Here is a 17976-nt window from a genome sequence, read left to right as displayed (position 1 = left end):
GTTTCGCCGCCCTGGCCCGGAGAATAAAAAACCCCGGCTTGCCGGGGTTAATGTGTGCCTGGGTGACGCTTAAAAGTGTTCCCAGTCGCCCTGGCCGCCTGCTACGGCGAGCGCTTTGGGCGCAGGCGCAGTGATGGCGACAGGGGCGGCGGCGAGCGCCGAACGGCGCGGCGCGCTGGTGCCGACATCAAAGATGGCGACCATCTGCTCCAGTTCACGCGCCTGCTCTTCGAGCGACGAGGCTGCCGCGGACGACTCCTCTACCAGCGCGGCGTTCTGCTGGGTCGTGGTGTCCATTTCCGACATCGCCTGGCCAATCTGGGCGATGCCGCGGCTCTGTTCCGTACAGGCGCGGGCAATCTCATCCATAATCTCACGCACCTGGGCGACGGAGCCGACGATATCTTCCATCGCCTCGCCTGCGCTCGCCACCAGCAGTGCGCCGTTTTCAACGCGCTGGTTCGCTTCAGTGATAAGCGCGCCAATCTCTTTGGCGGCCGTGGCGCTGCGGCTTGCCAGCGTGCGGACTTCACCCGCCACCACGGCAAACCCGCGGCCCTGCTCGCCAGCGCGCGCGGCTTCCACGGCGGCGTTCAGCGCCAGGATGTTGGTCTGGAAAGCGATACCGTTAATGACGCTGATGATATCGGCGATTTTCCCGGAGCTTGCCTGGATGTTGCGCATCGTCTCGACCACTTCGTTCACGACTTTCCCGCCGCGATCGGCGTTGGAGGAAGCCTGCGCCGCCAGCTGGCTCGCCTGCTGGGCGTTACCGGCGGTTTCTTTCACGGTCGAGGTCAGCTCTTCCATGCTCGCGGCGGTCTGTACCACAGCGGCGGACTGTTCTTCGGTGCGCGATGAGAGATCGATATTCCCGGCGGCGATTTCCGACGACGCGCGCGAAACGTTATCCACGCCGTGACGCACGCGGGTAATGATGCTTTTCAGGCTGTCGTTCATGGTGCCGACCGCCTGCATCAGCAGGCCCGGTTCGTCGCGGCGCAAAGAAGAGACGGTAACGGTCAGATCGCCCTGCGCGATGCGGTTCGCCACATCTAACGTTTCACGCAGCGGGCGCGTGATATTGCGGGTGATAAATGCCGCAACCAGCAGCCCAAACAGGACGCCTGCCAGCGTGCCGCCGAGCATCAGCGTTTCAACATGGGTAATGGATTTCGCCATGCGCATTTTGCGAAATTCATGGAATTCGGCCACCGTTTCATTGAGCGTGGTAGCAGCCGTGCTAAGCGCGGTCGACTGCGCCTGCTGTTCGCCTGACGCCGAAACAAACAGCGCGGCGCTGCTGTGCAGCGTACGGGTATGATCGGTCAATGCGGAGAGCCACGGAAGCGGCGTATCGCGGGTGCTGGTGCCAAGCAGCGAGGCGGTCGTGTCGATACTGCTCAGCAGCTCGTTCAGTTTATTCAGCGTTTCACGATCGCCGCGGATAACCAGCGCGTCAACGACGCTCTGCACCTGCTGCGCCTTTGTAGCGAGACGCGCGGACAGCGCCGCCGCCTGCGGGCTGGCGTCAGCCTGTTCGCTGTACATCGATGCCTGGTCGATAAACTGCGACGGCCACTGTTCATGCAGATCGGCGGCCAGCGTATTGCGCTGGCGCAGCGTCTGGATGTATGTATCGCGTACCTTCAGATAGCTTTGCAGATTGGTTTCCATGGCGGCAAACCGGGTACGCCCTTCGGTATCCATATTAAACTGCGACAGCGAAGCGAGTTCTGTCTCTACCTGATGCAGCGCATTCGCATTCAGCCCGGCATATTTTTCATCGCCGGTGAGCTGAAACAGCGTGCGGTTAATACGCGCTTCGTTCAGGGAGGTGACGATACTGACGGTGAGCGTTTCTTTACGGGCGTTTTCATCCACCTGGCGGAAGCCATAAATCCCGGCGCCGGCAATTAACAACATAATGCACAACACGATAATAAAACCCGACGTCAGCTTTTTGCCGACGCTGAGGTTATTCACTTTCTCGCCAAACGACGTCACTAAAGCCATTGCATTCACCATCACATTAAAATGATAAAAATTGTTTAACTGTTTATCGTCAGTGAAAGAATGATCCTTTAGCGAGCGCGGCGCGGGAACAACGTCAAAAAAATTCAATAAGTTTGAAATGATCTGAATATAGCGGACGGGTAAAACACATAATATATGTTAAAAAAATATTATCACATGTGTAATTAAGCGCAAAAGTAGAGACTTAAACGCAATTCATTGTTCATAAATCAGTCAAAATGGATTTTCTTTTTAACGCAAATTTTTGTCGCAGATTACTCTTCATTTTCAGGTAGCTTTTTAATCCATTGATTATTAGCGTGTTTTATTTTTATAAATTTTTTAGCACACCCGCCTTTTAATTAACTCATACTTAAAACGTATTTAGCAGCAGTTAATAATGACGCCTGTTTTTACGTATGTGCGCCGCACACAGGGTGGGTTCACCAGAATTGACCGTGATACCGGTATCACAGACAAAAGGTGATCGCCGTCAAAATATATCATGTATCATTAATCAACCAGGCAATATATTAACGACAGGAAACCATTTCATTATTCCGCATGGTATCCCTGCGGACAGATTAATTATTCGCGGGAAGCACAATGTCGCTTTGCGCCAGCGTGCCCATGTGCTGGTAAATCGCGCAGGCCGCATCCATGAGCGGCATTGCCAGCGCCGCGCCGCTGCCCTCACCGAGGCGCATCTCCATATGTAAAAACGGCTCCAGTCCCAGCGCCTGCAACGCCGCCTGCGCGCCCTTTTCGGCAGAGACGTGCGAGGCGATAAGGTAGTCATGCAGCGCGGGCGCAATACGGCACGCCGCCAGCGCCGAGGCGTAAGAGAGAAACCCATCCAGCACAACCGGCAGCCCGCACGAGGCAGCGCCAAGCATCACGCCCGCCATCCCCACCAGATCGTAGCCGCCCACTTTCGCGAGCACATCCAGCCCGTCGTCTGCCACAGGCTGGTTGACCGCCAGCGCGCGGCGCACAACATCGACTTTGTGCGGCAGCGACGCCTGCGGAAAGTTCGCGCCGATACCGACGACCTCTTCCGGGTCGCGCCCCGTCAGCACGCTGACCATCGCGCTCGCCGCCGTGGTATTGCCCATGCCAAGCTCCCCCACCCCAAAGAGCCGCACGCCGCGTTCGGCGAGCGCTTGCGTAAACCGCGCGCTCTCCAGCAGCAGATGCAGCGCCTGCTCGCGGGGCATCGCCGGGCCGCGCGCGATATTCCCGCTGCCGCGCGCCAGCTTCATCACGGTCAGGCCCGGCAGCGGATCGCTGTTAATGCCGATATCCACCACATGAACCTGCGCGCCCGCGCTCGCCGCCAGCACGCAGACGCCGGTGTTGCGCCGCAGCATGTTCTGCGCCTGCAGCGCCGTTACTACCTGCGGCGCTACCGTAATGCCCTCTTCATGCACGCCGTGATCGGCGCACATCACCACGATGGCTTTCTCTTTTACCTCCACGCGCCCGCCAAGCCCCGGCATAGCGGCGAGCTGTACCGCCAGCCGCTCAAGACGCCCGAGGCTGCCGACGGGCTTCACCAGGCCGTCAAGGTGATGCTGCGCCGCCTGCGCCAGCGCGCGATCGGGAGCAGGAATGGCGGCGATAAGGGAAGCCAGTTCGTTCATGGGAATATCTCGCGTCAGGACGCTACAGCAGCGCCAGCAGGAAAATCAGTTCGCCAAGCTCAATCGCGGCGCCAAGCGTATCGCCGGTCTGGCCGCCGAGCGTGCGCTTTATCGCCTGCGCCAGCGCAAAAACCGCAACGAGCGTCACCAGATACGCCCACACGCCGCCATCAGGGATCAGCAGCAGGCAGAGCAGCGCGCCGAGGCACAGTGTGACCGCGCTCTGGCGGCCCGTGACTTTGCCGATAAAAAGATTGCCGAGCCCGTCCTCGCGTGCGTAACGCTGGCGATACATCAGCAGCGTGACGGCGGCGCGCCCGGCCACACAGGCGGCGGCCAGGGCTGGCAGCATCGCGTGGCCGCGTACCGCAAGCTCGTTTATCACCAGCACTTTACCGAGCAGCACGAAAAACAGGCCCAGCCCGCCGTGTGTGCCAAGGCGGCTGTCGCGCATAATTTCCAGCTTGCGCTCGCGCGTTCTGGCGGAAAACACGCCGTCACAGGTGTCCGCCAGGCCGTCGAGATGAAACCCGCCGGTGAGCAGCGCCAGCAGCAGCACGGCGGCGAAAGCGGCAAGCGGCGTGCCGCACCAGGGCGCGAGCGCCAGAAACCCAAGCCCGGCGATAGCGCCGAGCAGCAGTCCCACCAGTGGAAACGTGACGATACCGCGCACGTAGTTCTCCACCGCCAGACCGCGCGACCAGCGCTCGGGCACCGGCAGACGGCTCATGAACGCAAGCGTCGCGCAAAAAAGACGTATCATTTTATTTTGACTCCTGTCCCTGAAATAACCAGCCAGAGCTCGCTGGCAGCCTGCGCCAGTTGCTGATTCACGCGCCCGGCGATATCACGAAAATGCCGCGCCAGACGATTCTCCGGCACGATGCCCATCCCCACTTCATTAGTGACGATAATGACCTGCGCGTGGCTTCGCGCGCAGGCGTCAGTCAGCGCTGTAACGTGCTGCACGATGTAAGCTTCGAGCGCCGCGTAATCCCATGTCTCCTCCGGCGTCTCGCCCGCCTTCGCAAACAGCAGGTTAGTTATCCAGGTGGTGACGCACTCGATAAGCACAACCGGCTCCGGCGCGTCGTCTATCGCCTGCGGCAGGTCGCGCCAGGTCTCCAGCGTGCGCCAGTGCGCCGGGCGCGACGCCTGATGATGCGCCACCCGCTGCGCCATTTCATCATCCATTACCTGCGACGTGGCGATGTAGAGCACGCGCGCGCCTGCTTGTTCGGCGAGCTGCTGCGCGTGACGACTCTTGCCGCAACGCGCCCCGCCGGTAATCAGTATCATTGCCGCCTCTCCTGAAAATGTTTCTGAGCGTAGGTATCGCTTTGATAATCCTCGTCAGCACTCTATCACTGCGTGCCGCGAGCGCCAGCCCGACCTCTTCTGCCGCGCGGCTTGCCGCCCGTGACTGGCGTCACAAAACCTGCGCCGCTCATGGCGCTGGCGAACCGCTCGCTGCGCTATATGACCGTTCGCCCCGCTATGTTACCGCTCGTTGAAGCCCTTTCCAGGCCGCCTGCGCGTTTTGTCATCATTAAGCGCGTTTTAGATCTTTTGGTTATCCGCCGTCTGCGCCGCCAGGGATGTTCGTCACAGCCGGTTTTATCTCTGTCTGACAAGCAGGTTTTCTATGGACAAAAAAACAGTAATGAAACATCTGCCCTGGGCGCTTCTTGGCGTTCTCGGGGCCTTTTGCCTTGCCGTGGTGGCGCTACGCCGCGGCGAGAGTATCAGCGCCTTGTGGATTGTGGTGGCCTCGGTCTCCGTCTACCTGGTGGCTTATCGCTACTACAGCCTGTATATCGCCAGCCGCGTGATGAAGCTCGACCCTACGCGCGCGACCCCGGCGGTGATTAATAACGACGGGCTGAACTATGTGCCCACCAACCGCTACGTGCTGTTCGGCCACCATTTCGCCGCTATCGCGGGCGCGGGGCCGCTGGTCGGCCCGGTGCTGGCCGCGCAGATGGGTTATCTGCCCGGCACGCTGTGGCTGCTCGCAGGCGTGGTGCTGGCGGGCGCGGTGCAGGATTTCATGGTACTGTTTATCTCCTCGCGTCGTAACGGCGCCTCGCTTGGCGAGATGATCAAAGAGGAGATGGGGCCGGTGCCAGGCACCATCGCGCTGTTTGGCTGCTTCTTGATCATGATTATCATCCTGGCGGTGCTGGCGCTGATTGTCGTCAAAGCGCTGGCGGAGAGCCCGTGGGGCGTCTTTACCGTCTGCTCGACGGTGCCGATCGCGCTGTTTATGGGCATTTACATGCGCTTTCTGCGCCCGGGCCGGGTGGGTGAAGTGTCGGTCATTGGCGTGGTGCTGCTGGTAGCGTCTATCTGGTTTGGCGGCGTGATCGCAGCCGACCCGTACTGGGGCCCGGCGCTGACCTTTAAAGACACCACTATCACCTACGCGCTGGTGGGTTACGCGTTTGTCTCCGCCCTGCTGCCGGTGTGGCTGATTCTGGCGCCGCGCGACTACCTGGCGACGTTCCTGAAAATCGGCGTCATTGTCGGCCTGGCGGTGGGCATTCTGATCCTCAACCCGGAACTGAAAATGCCAGCCGTGACGCAGTACATCGACGGCACCGGGCCGCTGTGGAAAGGCGCGCTGTTCCCGTTCCTGTTTATTACGATTGCCTGCGGCGCGGTCTCCGGCTTCCATGCGCTGATCGCCTCCGGCACTACGCCGAAACTGCTGGCGAACGAAACCGACGCGCGCTTTATCGGCTATGGCGCGATGCTGATGGAATCCTTCGTCGCCGTAATGGCGCTGGTGGCGGCCTCTATCATCGAACCGGGTCTCTATTTCGCGATGAATACCCCGCCCGCCGGGCTTGGCATTACGATGCCGAACCTGCATGAGCTGGGCACCGATAACGCGCCGCTGATCCTGGCGCAGCTGAAAGATGTGTCTACCCATGCGGCAGCGACCGTGAGCGCCTGGGGCTTTGTGATAACACCTGAGCAGATCATGCAGACCGCCAAAGATATCGGCGAACCGTCTGTACTGAACCGCGCGGGCGGCGCGCCGACGCTGGCGGTCGGTATCGCGCACGTGTTCCACAAAATCATCCCGGCCGCGGATATGGGCTTCTGGTATCACTTCGGGATCCTGTTCGAGGCGCTGTTTATCCTGACCGCGCTCGACGCCGGCACCCGTTCAGGCCGCTTTATGTTCCAGGATCTGGTGGGTAACTTTGTGCCGTTCCTGAAGAAAACCGATTCGCTGGTGGCGGGTATCGTCGGCACCGCGGGCTGCGTCGGCCTGTGGGGGTATCTGCTCTACCAGGGCGTGGTCGACCCGCTTGGCGGCGTGAAGAGCCTGTGGCCGCTGTTCGGCATCTCTAACCAGATGCTGGCCGCCGTGGCGCTGGTGCTGGCGACCGTGGTGCTGGTGAAGATGAAGCGCACCCGTTATGTGTGGGTGACCGTGGTGCCTGCGGTGTGGCTGCTTATCTGCACCACCTGGGCGCTCGGGATGAAGCTCTTTAGCGATAACCCGCAGATGGAAGGCTTCTTCTACATGGCGAACGAGTACAAAACGCGTATCGCCGCAGGCGGCGCGGAGCTGACCGAGCAGCAGGTAGCCAACATGCACCATATCGTTATTAACAACTACACCAACGCGGGCCTGAGCATTCTGTTCCTGGTGGTGGTGTACAGCATCATTTTCTACGGCGTTCGCACCGTGATGAAGGCGCGTCGTTCAGCGCAGCCCTGCGCGAAAGAAACGCCTTATGTACCAGTGCCGGAAGGCGGCGTGAAAACGTCGTCACACCATTGAGTTGACGGCGGGTTCGGCCTGTAAACGGCGGGTGCGCAATGCTTACCCGCCCTACATTTAACAGATTCATTTGTTGTGTAGGGTGGTTACGCGGAGCGCACCCGCCGCACAGGCGCGGATTCGGTTCGTAGGGTGGGTAAGCGAAGCGCACCCACCGCACAGGCGCGGATTCGGTTCGTAGGGTGGGTAAGCGAAGCGCACCCACCACACAGGCGCGGATTCGGTTCGTAGGGTGGATAAGCGAAGCGCACCCACCGGACAGATGCGGATTCGGTTCGTAGGGTGGGTAAGCGGAGCGCACCCACCTTAAATCACGTCAACGCACATAATCTGAAGCCCCGGCCCGCATCACGCCGCCGGGCTTTTTCTGTCTGGGGAACATAATGTTTGGTAACTTAGGGCAAGCGAAAAAATACCTGGGTCAGGCGGCAAAAATGCTGATTGGGATCCCGGACTATGACAACTACGTTGAGCATATGAAGACCAATCACCCTGATAAACCGTACATGACCTATGACGAATTCTTCCGCGAGCGCCAGGAAGCGCGCTACGGTGGAAGCGGCGAAGGCGGCATGCGCTGCTGCTGATAATTACCGGAGGTAAAAATGCAACCTGTTGCGGTCACGCTGTTAACCGGCTTTCTCGGCGCCGGAAAAACCACGCTGCTGCGTCATATCCTTGAGGCCGATCACGGCTACAAAATCGCGGTGATTGAAAACGAATTCGGCGAAACGCCCATCGACAGCGAGATCCTCGGCAGCCGCGCCACACAAATGAAAACGCTCAGCAATGGCTGCATCTGCTGCACCCGTTCGCAGGAGCTGGAATCAGCGCTGCTCGATTTACTGGAGCTGCTGGACAGCGGCGTCAGCCCATTTGATCGCGTCATTATCGAATGCACCGGCATGGCGGACCCCGGCCCCATTATCCAGACGTTTTTCTCCCACGACACCCTGTGTGAACGCTACCTGCTGGATGGCGTCATCACACTGGTGGACGCAGTGCACGCCGGGCAGCAGATGGACCGCTACGCGCTGGCGCAGTCGCAAATCGGCTACGCGGATCGCATTCTGCTCACCAAAACCGACGTGGCGGGCGAAGACGAGGCCTTGCTGGCTCGCCTGTGCCGCATTAACGCGCGCGCGCCGGTGCATCCGGTGGTGCATGGCGAGGTGGATCTGAGCCTGATTTTCGACACCCAGGGCTTTATGCTGGAAGAGCGTATCGTACAGCCCGCGCCGCGCTTTCACTTCGCGGCACCGACGCAGACTGATATCACATCCATTGTGGTGAATTTTGATTATCCGGTGGCGCTGGATGCGATTTCCCGCGTGATGGAAGGGCTGCTGTTGCAGTTCGCCGACAATCTCATGCGATACAAAGGGATGCTGTTTATTAAAGAAGAGCCGCGCCGCCTGCTGTTCCAGGGCGTCCAGCGACTTTACAGCGCCGACTGGGACCGCGAATGGTCGGACGACGAAACGCCGCAAAGCACGCTGGTGTTTATCGGCGCGCACCTGCCGGAAGACGAGATCCGCGCCGCTTTCGCCGCACTGGCGCCGGGGGCATAAACAGGCGCTTCCTGATGCCAGAGGAATACGCCTTTGGCGAATAGCGCGTTACTCGTCCTGCAGCTCATGGCGCGCCGCCTGCGCCAGAAAGTGGCTGCGGTCACGGTATCGCCCGTCGCTCGCCTTCACCCGATTATCGATGCGCTGGATAAGCGTATCCGGCAGCATAATATTAATGCGCTGCTGGCGCCCTTCCAGCCCGCTAAGATCCACTTCAATCACAAACCAGCTATCATACGCGCGATAATCCGGGTGCGCGGCATAGGTGAGATGACCGGCATCGTTAAGCGATTCCGCGCGATATTTACCGCTGCGGATCATCTCTTCAAGCATCAGCAAAATCGCCTCTCTCGCCGCGGGCGCGATGCCAGCCTTATCATCGGCGGCGGAATAACAGCCAAATTCTTCATTACATAGCGCAGGCACCACGATGCCCCACGCCATGTCATCGCTGGCGGGCGTTTCAACGCCTACAGAAAAAAACATGTTTGCCTCCGCGAGTTACGGTTTAAGACCGGCCATTTTCAGGATGGCGTTTAGCGTACCCGGCGGCAGATCCTTTTTCGGGTGCGGCACCGGAAACGTTTTGCCGGTAAGCGGCGACCACCAGATTTGATGACTGCCGCCGTTATGCCTGACGCATTCGCACCCTGCCGTCTGCAGCCGCCTGATAAGCTCGCTGGATCTCATCCGCCCTCCTGGCACCATCAATATACACACGAATACACACGAAATAAACGGGCCATACAGGCCGCTGGCAAACATACAGAGGATAACTATGCGGGTTTATAAAAGTGGGTAAAGAGTGGACATTCAACGCTGCGAGACGGCTTCAGAAATGCCAGGCATCAGGCGTAGAAACAAGGAATCGTGTTAACAACCGATCTGTCGGGTTACCACGGATCGCCGGATTCCTCCTCCAGCCAGAAGTCGTCTTCAGGGAGGTCATCCAGAAAATAAACATCGTCGTCGCGGTAGAGCGCGAGTTGTGCGGGGGAAAACAGCGGGCTGACAGGAGGCAACACGTCGTCGGTCACATGTAATGGCGGTTCGCCGGGGAGCGGCCCTGCGGGCGGCGCATCTTCTTCACAACGCCCCGGCGCAGCGTCAAAACCGGAAGCCGCGCAACGTTCGGCTGATGCGCTAACGGTTCCGCTTCCGGCCTGGTAATTTTGCGTCCAGAGCACGGCGACGTTCAGCATGATGATAGCGAGCAAGAAGAAAGAAATAAGGCTCCCTGCTGAAATATCCCGTTTCATCCGCGTCCTCGCGTCTTATGAAGTTACCCGTAGAGAGTAGTGCTAAAAAGTAAGACAAAGAGGAAGCGATTGTGATTCTCTGTAACTGAATGTATCTGACGGGGTAACGCGAAGCAGGAAAAAACGGGAGCAGGCGCTCCCGTTACGGTTATTTTAAGCTGCCCACCAGCGCCTGGCGCTGTTCTTCGAGCTGAATGGTGCGGGTACAGACTTCACGGCCAAACTGCTGGAAATCCGCCTCCTGGTTTTTCCATTCATTCTGGATGGCGGTTTGCAGGCCGCCCAGGCTCCCGAGCACGCCTTGCAGCGGGTTGCCGCCGCCTTTCAGCACCGCTTTGGCGCCCATTTCGTTAATGCTGTCCTGCAGAATGCCGCCCATCGCCTGATTCACCAGCTGCTGGCCGTCGGCGCGCACCTGATCGATGGCTTTATAGTGGAATGTCAGCCCGTCGTCGCGATGCTCAATGATTCGGTTCATCTGCGTTTTCAGCTGGGCGTCGAGCTTCGTAAGACGCCCGCGCATGCTGCTGTTTTCACCCACTTCTTTGGCGATGATTTTATCCAGCGCGACGCGGCCTTTCTCAACGCGCGACAGCGCGCCCTGATCGACCCACGGCAGCGTGGCGCGCAGCGCTTTCTGGTAGTCGAGCGCCTGCTGGCGCTGGGCTGCGGAAAGCGTTACCGGCTTGCCGTTAAACTGCACCGCGCCGTCAGGGCCGATGACCAGGTCGCCGTTTTCACCCACCACCTGCACATGCTGAGGCTTAAGCACCACGTCGTCGCGCGGCGTGACGCTGCATTTGTATTCCGCCTGGGCCTGCATCGCCGTCACCAGCAATACGCCCAGCAGCGCTTTACGCATCATACTCGCTCCTGAAAAGCTAACGGGTCGGCAGAACCGACCCGTTTTTTAACTTAATCCCACCAGATGTCGACCAGTTCGCTGACCTGGACATCCGTCATGCCGCGCGCTTCCAGCCATTTACGCACGACTTCGCGATCTTCCTCGGTGCATTTGCCGATCTGCTGGCGGAACACCAGCCCTTCCCAGGCCTGGTTGCCGCTCCCGCCGAAGGCGAGACCGTTTGGCTCGATTGCCTCGTTGATAAGCTCGTCGACCGTGGTGTTGATCTGCTCATCCGTGGCGCCCTGCGGGAAACGCCAGGTTACCGTAAAGCCCAGTTCCTGAAATTCGTCGATGTGCATCTTCTTACGCAGACGACGGCTACGGTTCTTCGCCATTATTTTACTCTCCCGAACATTAAGTCCCATACGCCGTGGCCAAGACGATGGCCACGCTGTTCAAATTTGGTCACCGGGCGCGAAGCCGGGCGCGGTACATAATCCTGAGTCGGGGACAGGTTCTCATATCCTTCCACCGAAGACATTACTTCGAGCATATGTTCGGCATAAGGTTCCCAGTCGGTCGCCATATGGAAGACGCCGCCGGGCTGTAATTTGCTCAGAACCAGCTGCGCGAACGACGCCTGTACGATGCGGCGCTTATTATGACGCGCTTTGTGCCACGGATCCGGAAAAAAGAGCTGCACCATATGCAGCGAGCCGTCCGGGATCATTTTCTCCAGCACTTCCACCGCGTCATGACACATCACCCGCAGGTTTTCGACGCCCTCTTCATGGGCGGCGCTCAGGCACGCGCCCACGCCCGGCGAGTGCACTTCAATGCCTAAAAAATTCTGCTGCGGATTGGTTTTCGCCATCTCCACCAGCGACGAGCCCATGCCGAAGCCGATTTCCAGCGTGACCGGCGCGTCGCGGCCAAACAGCGCGACGAGATCGAGCGGCTCTGCGCTATATTCAACGCCCATCACCGGCCAGTAGTGGTCCAGCGCGTGCTGCTGCCCTTTGGTCAGGCGCCCCTGGCGGCGGACGAAGCTGCGAATACGGCGCAGCGGGCGACCGTTTTCATCAAATTCCGGTGAAATGACGTCGTTATTCATGGCGATTAGTCTGTTTGAGTAGTGGTTCGGGAAACGGGCATTATCCAAAGATAGTTGCCCGATGCAAGCACAGGAAAGTTCCTGTTTACAGCCTGCAGGGCGTGTGCTGGAATCACAGCCCCTGATTTCTTCAAGCCGGAAGCCACGCGTTAATGATGCAGGCACAGCAGTTCTCCCGCCAGGTGCTCGACTGGTACGACAAATATGGGCGCAAAACCCTTCCCTGGCAGCAGGAGAAAACCCCTTACAAAGTATGGCTCTCGGAAGTCATGCTGCAACAAACGCAGGTTACCACCGTTATCCCCTATTTTGAGCGGTTTATGGCGCGCTTTCCTGACGTGACGGCGCTGGCTAACGCGCCGCTCGACGATGTGCTGCACCTGTGGACCGGGCTTGGCTACTACGCTCGCGCCCGCAATTTACATAAGGCGGCGCAGCAGGTGGCGACGCTGCACGGCGGCATCTTCCCCGAAACGTTCGAAGAGATCGCCGCGCTGCCGGGCGTCGGGCGCTCTACCGCAGGCGCGGTGCTGTCGTTGTCGCTTGGCAAACATTTCCCTATCCTCGACGGCAACGTGAAACGCGTGCTGGCGCGATGTTACGCGGTCGAAGGGTGGCCGGGTAAAAAGGAAGTGGAAAACCGCCTGTGGCAGATAAGCGAAAGGGTAACGCCTGCAGAAGGCGTGGCGCGCTTTAACCAGGCGATGATGGATCTCGGCGCGATGGTCTGCACCCGCTCGAAACCCAAATGCGAGATCTGCCCGCTCAATAATGGTTGCGAGGCGTTCGCCCACCAGAGCTATGCGAAATACCCCGGCAAGAAGCCCAAACAAATCCTGCCGGAGAAAACCGGCTATTTTCTGCTGCTGCAGCATGAAGGCTCGCTCTTTTTACAGCAGCGCCCGCCGGTGGGCTTATGGGGCGGTCTGTACTGTTTCCCGCAGTTTGAGAGCGAAGCCGCGCTACGGGAATGGCTGGGCTCGCGCGGCATTGCCGCAGACGGCCTGACGCAACTGACCGCCTTTCGCCACACCTTCAGCCATTTCCATCTGGATATCGTGCCGATGTGGCTTGGCGTGCAGCAGACCGCCGCCTGCATGGATGAAGCGTCGGGTCTCTGGTATAACTTAGCGCAGCCGCCAGCGGTGGGCCTTGCCGCCCCCGTAGAGCGCCTGTTACAGCAAGTGCGCGCAGAGCCGGTGGCGTCCCGCCCCGTTCGCGCCATTCATGAGGATTGATGATGAGCAGAACTATTTTTTGTACTTTTCTTCAGCGCGACGCCGAAGGCCAGGATTTCCAGCTCTATCCGGGCGAACTGGGTAAGCGTATCTATAACGAAATCTCGAAAGAAGCCTGGGCGCAATGGCAGAAGACGCAGACCATGCTTATCAACGAGAAAAAACTCAATATGATGAACCCGGAGCATCGCAAGCTGCTGGAGCAGGAGATGGTGAATTTCCTGTTTGAAGGCAAAAATGTGCACATTGAAGGCTACACGCCGCCGGAACAACAGTAAGGGCCTCTGGCCCTTTCATTTAACCCAACAGCACGCCCGGAATGATGAAAAAAATATTTGCGCTCGCTTTGATTGCGCCGTTGCTCATCTCCTGCTCCAGCAAAAAAAACGCCGAAAACGCCTATAACGAGGCCTGGATTAAGGACACCAACGGGTTTGACATTCTGATGGGCCAGTTTGCCCATAACATTGAAAACATCTGGGGATTTAACGAAGTTTTAATCGCGGGTCCGAAGGACTACGTGAAATATACCGATCAATACCAGACGCGCAGCCATATTAACTTCGACGACGGCACCATTACGGTTGAGACGATCGCCGGTACCGAGCCCGCGGCGCGCCTGCGTCAGGCGATTATCACCACACTGCTGATGGGCGACGATCCGGGCTCAATCGATCTCTACTCCGACGTTAACGATATTCAGATCTCCCGCGAGCCGTTCCTCTACGGCCAGGTGGTGGACAACACCGGGCAGCCGATCCGCTGGGAAGGCCGCGCGTCGAAATTCGCCGACTACCTCCTGCAAACGCGCCTGAAGAGCCGCAGCAACGGCCTGCGTATTATCTACAGCGTGACCATTAACCTGGTGCCGAACCACCTCGACAAGCGTGCCCATAAATACATCGGTATGGTGCGTCAGGCCTCGCGCAAATATGGCGTGGATGAATCGCTGATCCTGGCGATTATGCAGACCGAATCGTCATTTAACCCCTATGCGGTCAGCCATGCCGACGCGCTCGGGCTGATGCAGGTGGTGCAGCACAGCGCCGGTAAGGATGTTTTCCGCTCCCAGGGCAAATGGGGCACGCCGAGCCGCAGCTATCTGTTCGATCCGCAAAGCAACATCGATACCGGCACCGCGTATCTGGCGATGCTCGACAATGTGTATCTGGGCGGCATCGCCAACCCGACCTCGCGTCGTTACGCCGTGATCACCGCCTATAACGGCGGCGCGGGCAGCGTGTTGCGCGTGTTCTCAAGCGACAAAGATCGGGCGGTGAATATCATCAACCAGCTGTCGCCGGGCGATGTTTACGAGACGCTCACCAGCCGTCACCCGTCGGCGGAATCGCGGCGTTATCTCTACAAGGTGAATACCGCGCAGAAGATGTACCGCCGTAAATAAGCGTGTCGATGGTTTGGGCGCGTAGCGCTGGTTTTGTGGGTGATGGCAGTTCGGTGGGTGCGCTTCGCTTACCCACCCTACAGAAGGCGAGTAATCTTTTATCCGGTGGGTGCGCTGCGCTTAGCCGCTCTATAATAGCGTTTGGCTGAATCGTAGGGCGGGTAAGCGCAGCGCACCCGCCTTTTTTAATGCCGCATCACCAAGGCAGCGCCGCGAGCAGCCAGCTCACCGCCAGCAAATCCGCGCTGCCGCCGGGGCTTAAGTTGCGCGCGATAAGCGCCCTGTCCATCTCCCGCAACGCCTCGTCGTCCCAGCCGCGCGCCAGCAGACTGCTCGCGTATTCCTGCACGTAACGCAGCCCCGCCAGCCCCCCGCGTGACGCCAGATTGGTATCCGGGTTAACCGCCATCAGCCGCAGCAGCGCCTGCTGCAACCCCCTCTCGCCCGGCGCGTGCTGCCAGAACGGCAAAACGTGGCGGCGCACCGTCGCAAAGCCGCTCTCCACCTCGCCGCGCGCGCCGGTCAGGCCAAACTGGCGATACAACCGCTCCCCCGCCGTCGCCGCCCGCCGCCCGTGCGCCAGCTCGCGCGCCACCAGGCCGCGTGTCAGCGCGCTCACCGTCATACAGAGCGTGGTTTGCGTCAGCGGTTCCCCCTGCGCCGTCAGCCTGCCCGCGGCGGCGCACAGCAGGCCGAGCGAGAAAATACCGCCTTTATGCGTATTCACGCCGCCGGTGGCGCTGAACATCGCCTGCTCACACGCGAGCCCCGCCGGACGCAGCCGCCGCAGGATCTCGCTTTCGCCAAGCCCCGCGTCCTGCGCGCCCTGCTGATAAAACACCCGCAGCCACGGCGCAATCGCCCCGATGCTGGCGACAAACAGCGCGTGATCCATATCCCGGTGCGCGCCGCTATTGGCGCGGTCCACCAGCCCCGGTTTTGGCGTCAGGTTCAGTTCGGCGTAGAGCGCCGCCACAGCGAGCGACGGCACATCAGGCAGGCGCGCCGGGCGCGGATCAGTCGCGGGCAAACCAGTCATCGATCATATTCTCCACGCGTCCGACCACCTCTTCCAGCGGATGACGGCGCGAACGCGCGCAGGCATGCGCTGGTTCATCGCACAACAGACAGCGCCGCCCCGGACGGTCGAGCGACGCGCGTCCCACCTGGCCCGCCTGCGGACAGTGAATGTCAAAATCCCACAGCCTGCCGAGCGGATGCGTCTGCTCAAGCGCCACGCACAGCGCTTTGATTTCGCTCGCCGGGTGCGCCACGCTCCAGAGCGCCGTCGGCCCCGTATGCGCGTGAAACACCTCGCGCGCAAGCCACGGCCAGCGATGCTGCCAGAGCAGTTGATCGCAGGCCTGCACCGCCACCGCGAACGCGTTGCGATAACGCACACTGTCTTTCACAGGGCCTGGGGTGACCAGCGAGAGCGAAATGACCGGCTGGCCGTAGCGGGCAAGCCACGCCTGCTGGCGACGGGCGCGCGTCTCTTTCGCCGCCAGCAGCTCATCAAGCGTGACGCCCGGATTCACGGGCGTATCAATTTCCATACGTTACTCCTTAACCTGACGCACCACGTCGATGACGCTGCCGTCGCGGTAGCGCACCACGCCGACAATGCGGTCGGTGAATTCAATGGGTTTCGGCTCGCCGGCGATCGCCACGGCGCGTTCGCACAGCGCATGAATATCGACAACGTTAAGCCCCGCGGCGACCAGTCGCTCACGCACCTCGGGCCGCGCCGGGTTAACCGCAATGCCGTGATCGGTAACCAGCACGTCAATGCTCTCCCCCGGGGTCAGGCGAGTGGTGACGCGTTTGACGACCGTTGGAATACGGCTGCGCAGCAGCGGCGCCACCACAATCGTGAGATTCGCCGCCGCGGCCACGTCGCAATGCCCGCCGGACGCGCCGCGCATCACGCCGTCAGAGCCGGTTATCACGTTGACGTTAAACCCGACGTCGATTTCCAGCGCGCTCAGGATGACCACATCAAGCTTGTCGCAGCAGGCCGCTTTGCTGGCGGGGCTCGCGTAAACATTGGTGGAGATTTCGATGTGCTTCGGGTTGCGGGCGAGTGACGCCGCCGCCTGGCTGTCAAAGCACTGGGTGTCGAGCAGCACCTCAATCAGCCCTTTTTCATGCAGATCCACCAGGCTGCCGGTAATGCCGCCGAGCGCGAAGCGCGCTTTTATGCCGTGGCGCGCCATTTTCTCGCCCATAAAGCGCGTGCAGGCGGTGGACGCCGCGCCGGAGCCGGTCTGCATCGAGAAGCCGTCTTTGAAATAGCCGGAGTGTTCGATAACGTCAGCGGCGTAGCGCGCAATCATCAGCTCGCGCGGATTGCTGGTGACGCGCGCCGCGCCGACGCTGATTTTTGCCGGGTCGCCCACGCTCTCCACCGGCACCACGAAATCCACGCGATCCTGCGACAGGCTCGCGGGCATATTCGGGTATGGCGCCAGGGTTTCGGTCAGCAGCACCACGTTGCGGGCGAACTGCGCATCCACCATCGCGTAGCCGAGCGAGCCGCAGCAGGACTTGCCGTGGCTGCCGTTGGCGTTGCCGAATTCGTCGCTGCACGGCACGCCGAGAAACGCCACGTCAATCTTCAGCTCGCCATCCTGCAACAGTTTGACGCGCCCGCCGTGGGAGTGGATCTGCACCGGCTCCGCCATCAGCCCGTGGGAGACCGCCTCGGCGAGTTTGCCGCGCATGCCGGAGGTGTAAATCCGCGTAATAACGCCGCTTTGGATATGCTCAATCAGCGGATCGTTGCAGGTCATCAGCGAGCTTGACGCCAGCGTCAGGTTTTTAAAGTCCATCTGCGCGAGCGTCGCCACCACCTGGTTGATCACCCGGTCGCCTTCACGAAACGCGTGGTGGAAGGAAATCGTCATGCCGTCGCGCAGGCCGCTTTTGCGCACCGCCTCTTCCAGCGACGCGCACAGTTTGCGGGTGTGTTTCTGCTCGTCATCCGCCAGCCATGGCGTGGCGGTGTGGGCGGTGTCGAAGGGCGTGAGGTCGCGCAGGTGCGGAAACTGCACATGCAGAAGTTCTGTCTGGTTCATGATTCTC

The 17976-nt window shown here is 60.1% G+C and carries 19 protein-coding genes; 6 read left to right on the top strand and 13 right to left on the bottom strand.

The genetic code is table 11. The features are described 5' to 3' along the window. Positions 1-69 precede the first annotated feature (69 nt). From AACV31_RS15795 to cobU, 4 genes are all read right to left on the bottom strand, one after another. Positions 70-2016, bottom strand: a complete 1947-nt coding sequence (locus AACV31_RS15795) for a methyl-accepting chemotaxis protein (protein ID WP_304505125.1) — start codon at positions 2014-2016, stop codon at positions 70-72. 584 nt (positions 2017-2600) lie between these two features. Continuing rightward, positions 2601-3659, bottom strand: coding sequence for a nicotinate-nucleotide--dimethylbenzimidazole phosphoribosyltransferase (gene cobT / locus AACV31_RS15790; protein ID WP_075198053.1), 1059 nt, complete (start codon positions 3657-3659; stop codon positions 2601-2603). A 22-nt stretch (positions 3660-3681) separates the two neighbouring features. Beyond that, on the bottom strand, positions 3682-4422 hold the full coding sequence (gene cobS, locus AACV31_RS15785) for an adenosylcobinamide-GDP ribazoletransferase (RefSeq protein WP_165155473.1): 741 nt from the start codon (positions 4420-4422) through the stop codon (positions 3682-3684). Beyond that, positions 4419-4958, bottom strand: coding sequence for a bifunctional adenosylcobinamide kinase/adenosylcobinamide-phosphate guanylyltransferase (cobU, locus tag AACV31_RS15780; RefSeq protein WP_007764102.1), 540 nt, complete (start codon positions 4956-4958; stop codon positions 4419-4421). Before cobU ends, cobS begins: the two co-directional genes overlap by 4 nt. Positions 4959-5304: 346 nt before the next feature. On the opposite strand from cobU, the gene AACV31_RS15775 reads away from it, so the two are divergent. From AACV31_RS15775 to yjiA, 3 genes are all read left to right on the top strand, one after another. Further along, positions 5305-7458 (top strand): carbon starvation CstA family protein, encoded by a 2154-nt coding sequence (locus tag AACV31_RS15775; RefSeq protein ID WP_161589474.1) that lies wholly within the window; start codon positions 5305-5307, stop codon positions 7456-7458. Between the two features lie 383 nt (positions 7459-7841). Continuing rightward, positions 7842-8045, top strand: coding sequence for a YbdD/YjiX family protein (locus AACV31_RS15770; RefSeq protein ID WP_007764106.1), 204 nt, complete (start codon positions 7842-7844; stop codon positions 8043-8045). Between the two features lie 18 nt (positions 8046-8063). Beyond that, positions 8064-9029, top strand: coding sequence for a GTPase (gene yjiA, locus AACV31_RS15765; RefSeq protein ID WP_165155475.1), 966 nt, complete (start codon positions 8064-8066; stop codon positions 9027-9029). 48 nt (positions 9030-9077) lie between these two features. Here the strand turns inward: yjiA and AACV31_RS15760 are convergent, their stop codons facing one another. The 6 genes from AACV31_RS15760 to trmB all read right to left on the bottom strand — a co-directional run bounded on the left by AACV31_RS15760 (position 9078) and on the right by trmB (position 12249). Beyond that, positions 9078-9515, bottom strand: a complete 438-nt coding sequence (locus AACV31_RS15760) for a type II toxin-antitoxin system HicB family antitoxin (RefSeq protein ID WP_165155477.1) — start codon at positions 9513-9515, stop codon at positions 9078-9080. Between the two features lie 15 nt (positions 9516-9530). Further along, on the bottom strand, positions 9531-9719 hold the full coding sequence (locus tag AACV31_RS15755) for a type II toxin-antitoxin system HicA family toxin (RefSeq protein WP_007764109.1): 189 nt from the start codon (positions 9717-9719) through the stop codon (positions 9531-9533). Positions 9720-9922: 203 nt separating this feature from the next. Further along, positions 9923-10288: a hypothetical protein gene (locus tag AACV31_RS15750; RefSeq protein ID WP_165155479.1), complete on the bottom strand. Its 366-nt coding sequence runs from the start codon at positions 10286-10288 to the stop codon at positions 9923-9925. A 148-nt stretch (positions 10289-10436) separates the two neighbouring features. Continuing rightward, entirely contained in the window at positions 10437-11153 is a 717-nt protein-coding gene (locus AACV31_RS15745; RefSeq protein WP_007764111.1) for a YggN family protein, read from the bottom strand. A gap of 50 nt (positions 11154-11203) precedes the next feature. After that, positions 11204-11530 carry a YggL family protein gene (locus tag AACV31_RS15740; RefSeq protein ID WP_007764112.1) on the bottom strand — a complete coding sequence of 109 codons (327 nt, stop codon included), beginning with the start codon at positions 11528-11530 and terminating at the stop codon, positions 11204-11206. Then, positions 11530-12249: a tRNA (guanosine(46)-N7)-methyltransferase TrmB gene (gene trmB, locus AACV31_RS15735; protein WP_165155489.1), complete on the bottom strand. Its 720-nt coding sequence runs from the start codon at positions 12247-12249 to the stop codon at positions 11530-11532. Before trmB ends, AACV31_RS15740 begins: the two co-directional genes overlap by 1 nt. A gap of 155 nt (positions 12250-12404) precedes the next feature. On the opposite strand from trmB, the gene mutY reads away from it, so the two are divergent. From mutY to mltC, 3 genes are read left to right on the top strand one after another with little or no spacing between them, the layout of a single operon-like run. Beyond that, positions 12405-13487 (top strand): A/G-specific adenine glycosylase, encoded by a 1083-nt coding sequence (mutY, locus tag AACV31_RS15730; RefSeq protein ID WP_185155288.1) that lies wholly within the window; start codon positions 12405-12407, stop codon positions 13485-13487. A gap of 2 nt (positions 13488-13489) precedes the next feature. After that, on the top strand, positions 13490-13765 hold the full coding sequence (locus AACV31_RS15725) for an oxidative damage protection protein (RefSeq protein ID WP_007674938.1): 276 nt from the start codon (positions 13490-13492) through the stop codon (positions 13763-13765). Between the two features lie 44 nt (positions 13766-13809). Then, a complete protein-coding gene (gene mltC / locus AACV31_RS15720; RefSeq protein ID WP_032806788.1) occupies positions 13810-14892 on the top strand; it encodes a membrane-bound lytic murein transglycosylase MltC in 1083 nt (360 codons plus the stop codon). 196 nt (positions 14893-15088) lie between these two features. On the opposite strand, the gene citG is transcribed toward mltC, so the two are convergent. Genes citG through citF form a run of 3 tightly spaced genes read right to left on the bottom strand, consistent with a single transcriptional unit; the run spans position 15089 to position 17969 of the window. Continuing rightward, complete coding sequence (gene citG / locus AACV31_RS15715; protein ID WP_165155493.1) at positions 15089-15931, bottom strand: triphosphoribosyl-dephospho-CoA synthase CitG; 843 nt, start codon at positions 15929-15931, stop codon at positions 15089-15091. Then, positions 15909-16448 carry a citrate lyase holo-[acyl-carrier protein] synthase gene (citX, locus tag AACV31_RS15710; RefSeq protein ID WP_165155495.1) on the bottom strand — a complete coding sequence of 180 codons (540 nt, stop codon included), beginning with the start codon at positions 16446-16448 and terminating at the stop codon, positions 15909-15911. The genes citG and citX overlap by 23 nt, the downstream gene beginning before the upstream one ends. A 3-nt stretch (positions 16449-16451) precedes the next feature. Continuing rightward, positions 16452-17969, bottom strand: a complete 1518-nt coding sequence (citF, locus tag AACV31_RS15705; RefSeq protein ID WP_165155497.1) for a citrate lyase subunit alpha — start codon at positions 17967-17969, stop codon at positions 16452-16454. Positions 17970-17976: the final 7 nt, after the last annotated feature.

This window comes from Cronobacter sp. EKM101R (assembly GCF_963888145.1).
Lineage (GTDB): Bacteria > Pseudomonadota > Gammaproteobacteria > Enterobacterales > Enterobacteriaceae > Cronobacter > Cronobacter turicensis.
Note: the sequence above shows the minus strand (reverse complement) of the source record. Positions and strands in the feature narration are given on the sequence as shown.

What these genes read in the sequence shown, in the direction of transcription:
- AACV31_RS15770 (WP_007764106.1), top strand. Translation starts at nt 7,842, where the DNA reads ATGTTTGGTAACTTAGGGCAAGCGAAAAAATACCTGGGTCAGGCGGCA.
- AACV31_RS15725 (WP_007674938.1), top strand. Translation starts at nt 13,490, where the DNA reads ATGAGCAGAACTATTTTTTGTACTTTTCTTCAGCGCGACGCCGAAGGC.
- AACV31_RS15740 (WP_007764112.1), bottom strand. Translation starts at nt 11,530, where the DNA reads ATGGCGAAGAACCGTAGCCGTCGTCTGCGTAAGAAGATGCACATCGAC.
- trmB (WP_165155489.1), bottom strand. Translation starts at nt 12,249, where the DNA reads ATGAATAACGACGTCATTTCACCGGAATTTGATGAAAACGGTCGCCCG.
- cobU (WP_007764102.1), bottom strand. Translation starts at nt 4,958, where the DNA reads ATGATACTGATTACCGGCGGGGCGCGTTGCGGCAAGAGTCGTCACGCG.
- mltC (WP_032806788.1), top strand. Translation starts at nt 13,810, where the DNA reads ATGAAAAAAATATTTGCGCTCGCTTTGATTGCGCCGTTGCTCATCTCC.
- mutY (WP_185155288.1), top strand. Translation starts at nt 12,405, where the DNA reads ATGCAGGCACAGCAGTTCTCCCGCCAGGTGCTCGACTGGTACGACAAA.
- citG (WP_165155493.1), bottom strand. Translation starts at nt 15,931, where the DNA reads ATGACTGGTTTGCCCGCGACTGATCCGCGCCCGGCGCGCCTGCCTGAT.
- cobS (WP_165155473.1), bottom strand. Translation starts at nt 4,422, where the DNA reads ATGATACGTCTTTTTTGCGCGACGCTTGCGTTCATGAGCCGTCTGCCG.
- cobT (WP_075198053.1), bottom strand. Translation starts at nt 3,659, where the DNA reads ATGAACGAACTGGCTTCCCTTATCGCCGCCATTCCTGCTCCCGATCGC.
- yjiA (WP_165155475.1), top strand. Translation starts at nt 8,064, where the DNA reads ATGCAACCTGTTGCGGTCACGCTGTTAACCGGCTTTCTCGGCGCCGGA.
- AACV31_RS15750 (WP_165155479.1), bottom strand. Translation starts at nt 10,288, where the DNA reads ATGAAACGGGATATTTCAGCAGGGAGCCTTATTTCTTTCTTCTTGCTC.
- citX (WP_165155495.1), bottom strand. Translation starts at nt 16,448, where the DNA reads ATGGAAATTGATACGCCCGTGAATCCGGGCGTCACGCTTGATGAGCTG.
- AACV31_RS15775 (WP_161589474.1), top strand. Translation starts at nt 5,305, where the DNA reads ATGGACAAAAAAACAGTAATGAAACATCTGCCCTGGGCGCTTCTTGGC.
- AACV31_RS15760 (WP_165155477.1), bottom strand. Translation starts at nt 9,515, where the DNA reads ATGTTTTTTTCTGTAGGCGTTGAAACGCCCGCCAGCGATGACATGGCG.
- AACV31_RS15755 (WP_007764109.1), bottom strand. Translation starts at nt 9,719, where the DNA reads ATGAGATCCAGCGAGCTTATCAGGCGGCTGCAGACGGCAGGGTGCGAA.
- AACV31_RS15795 (WP_304505125.1), bottom strand. Translation starts at nt 2,016, where the DNA reads ATGGCTTTAGTGACGTCGTTTGGCGAGAAAGTGAATAACCTCAGCGTC.
- AACV31_RS15745 (WP_007764111.1), bottom strand. Translation starts at nt 11,153, where the DNA reads ATGATGCGTAAAGCGCTGCTGGGCGTATTGCTGGTGACGGCGATGCAG.
- citF (WP_165155497.1), bottom strand. Translation starts at nt 17,969, where the DNA reads ATGAACCAGACAGAACTTCTGCATGTGCAGTTTCCGCACCTGCGCGAC.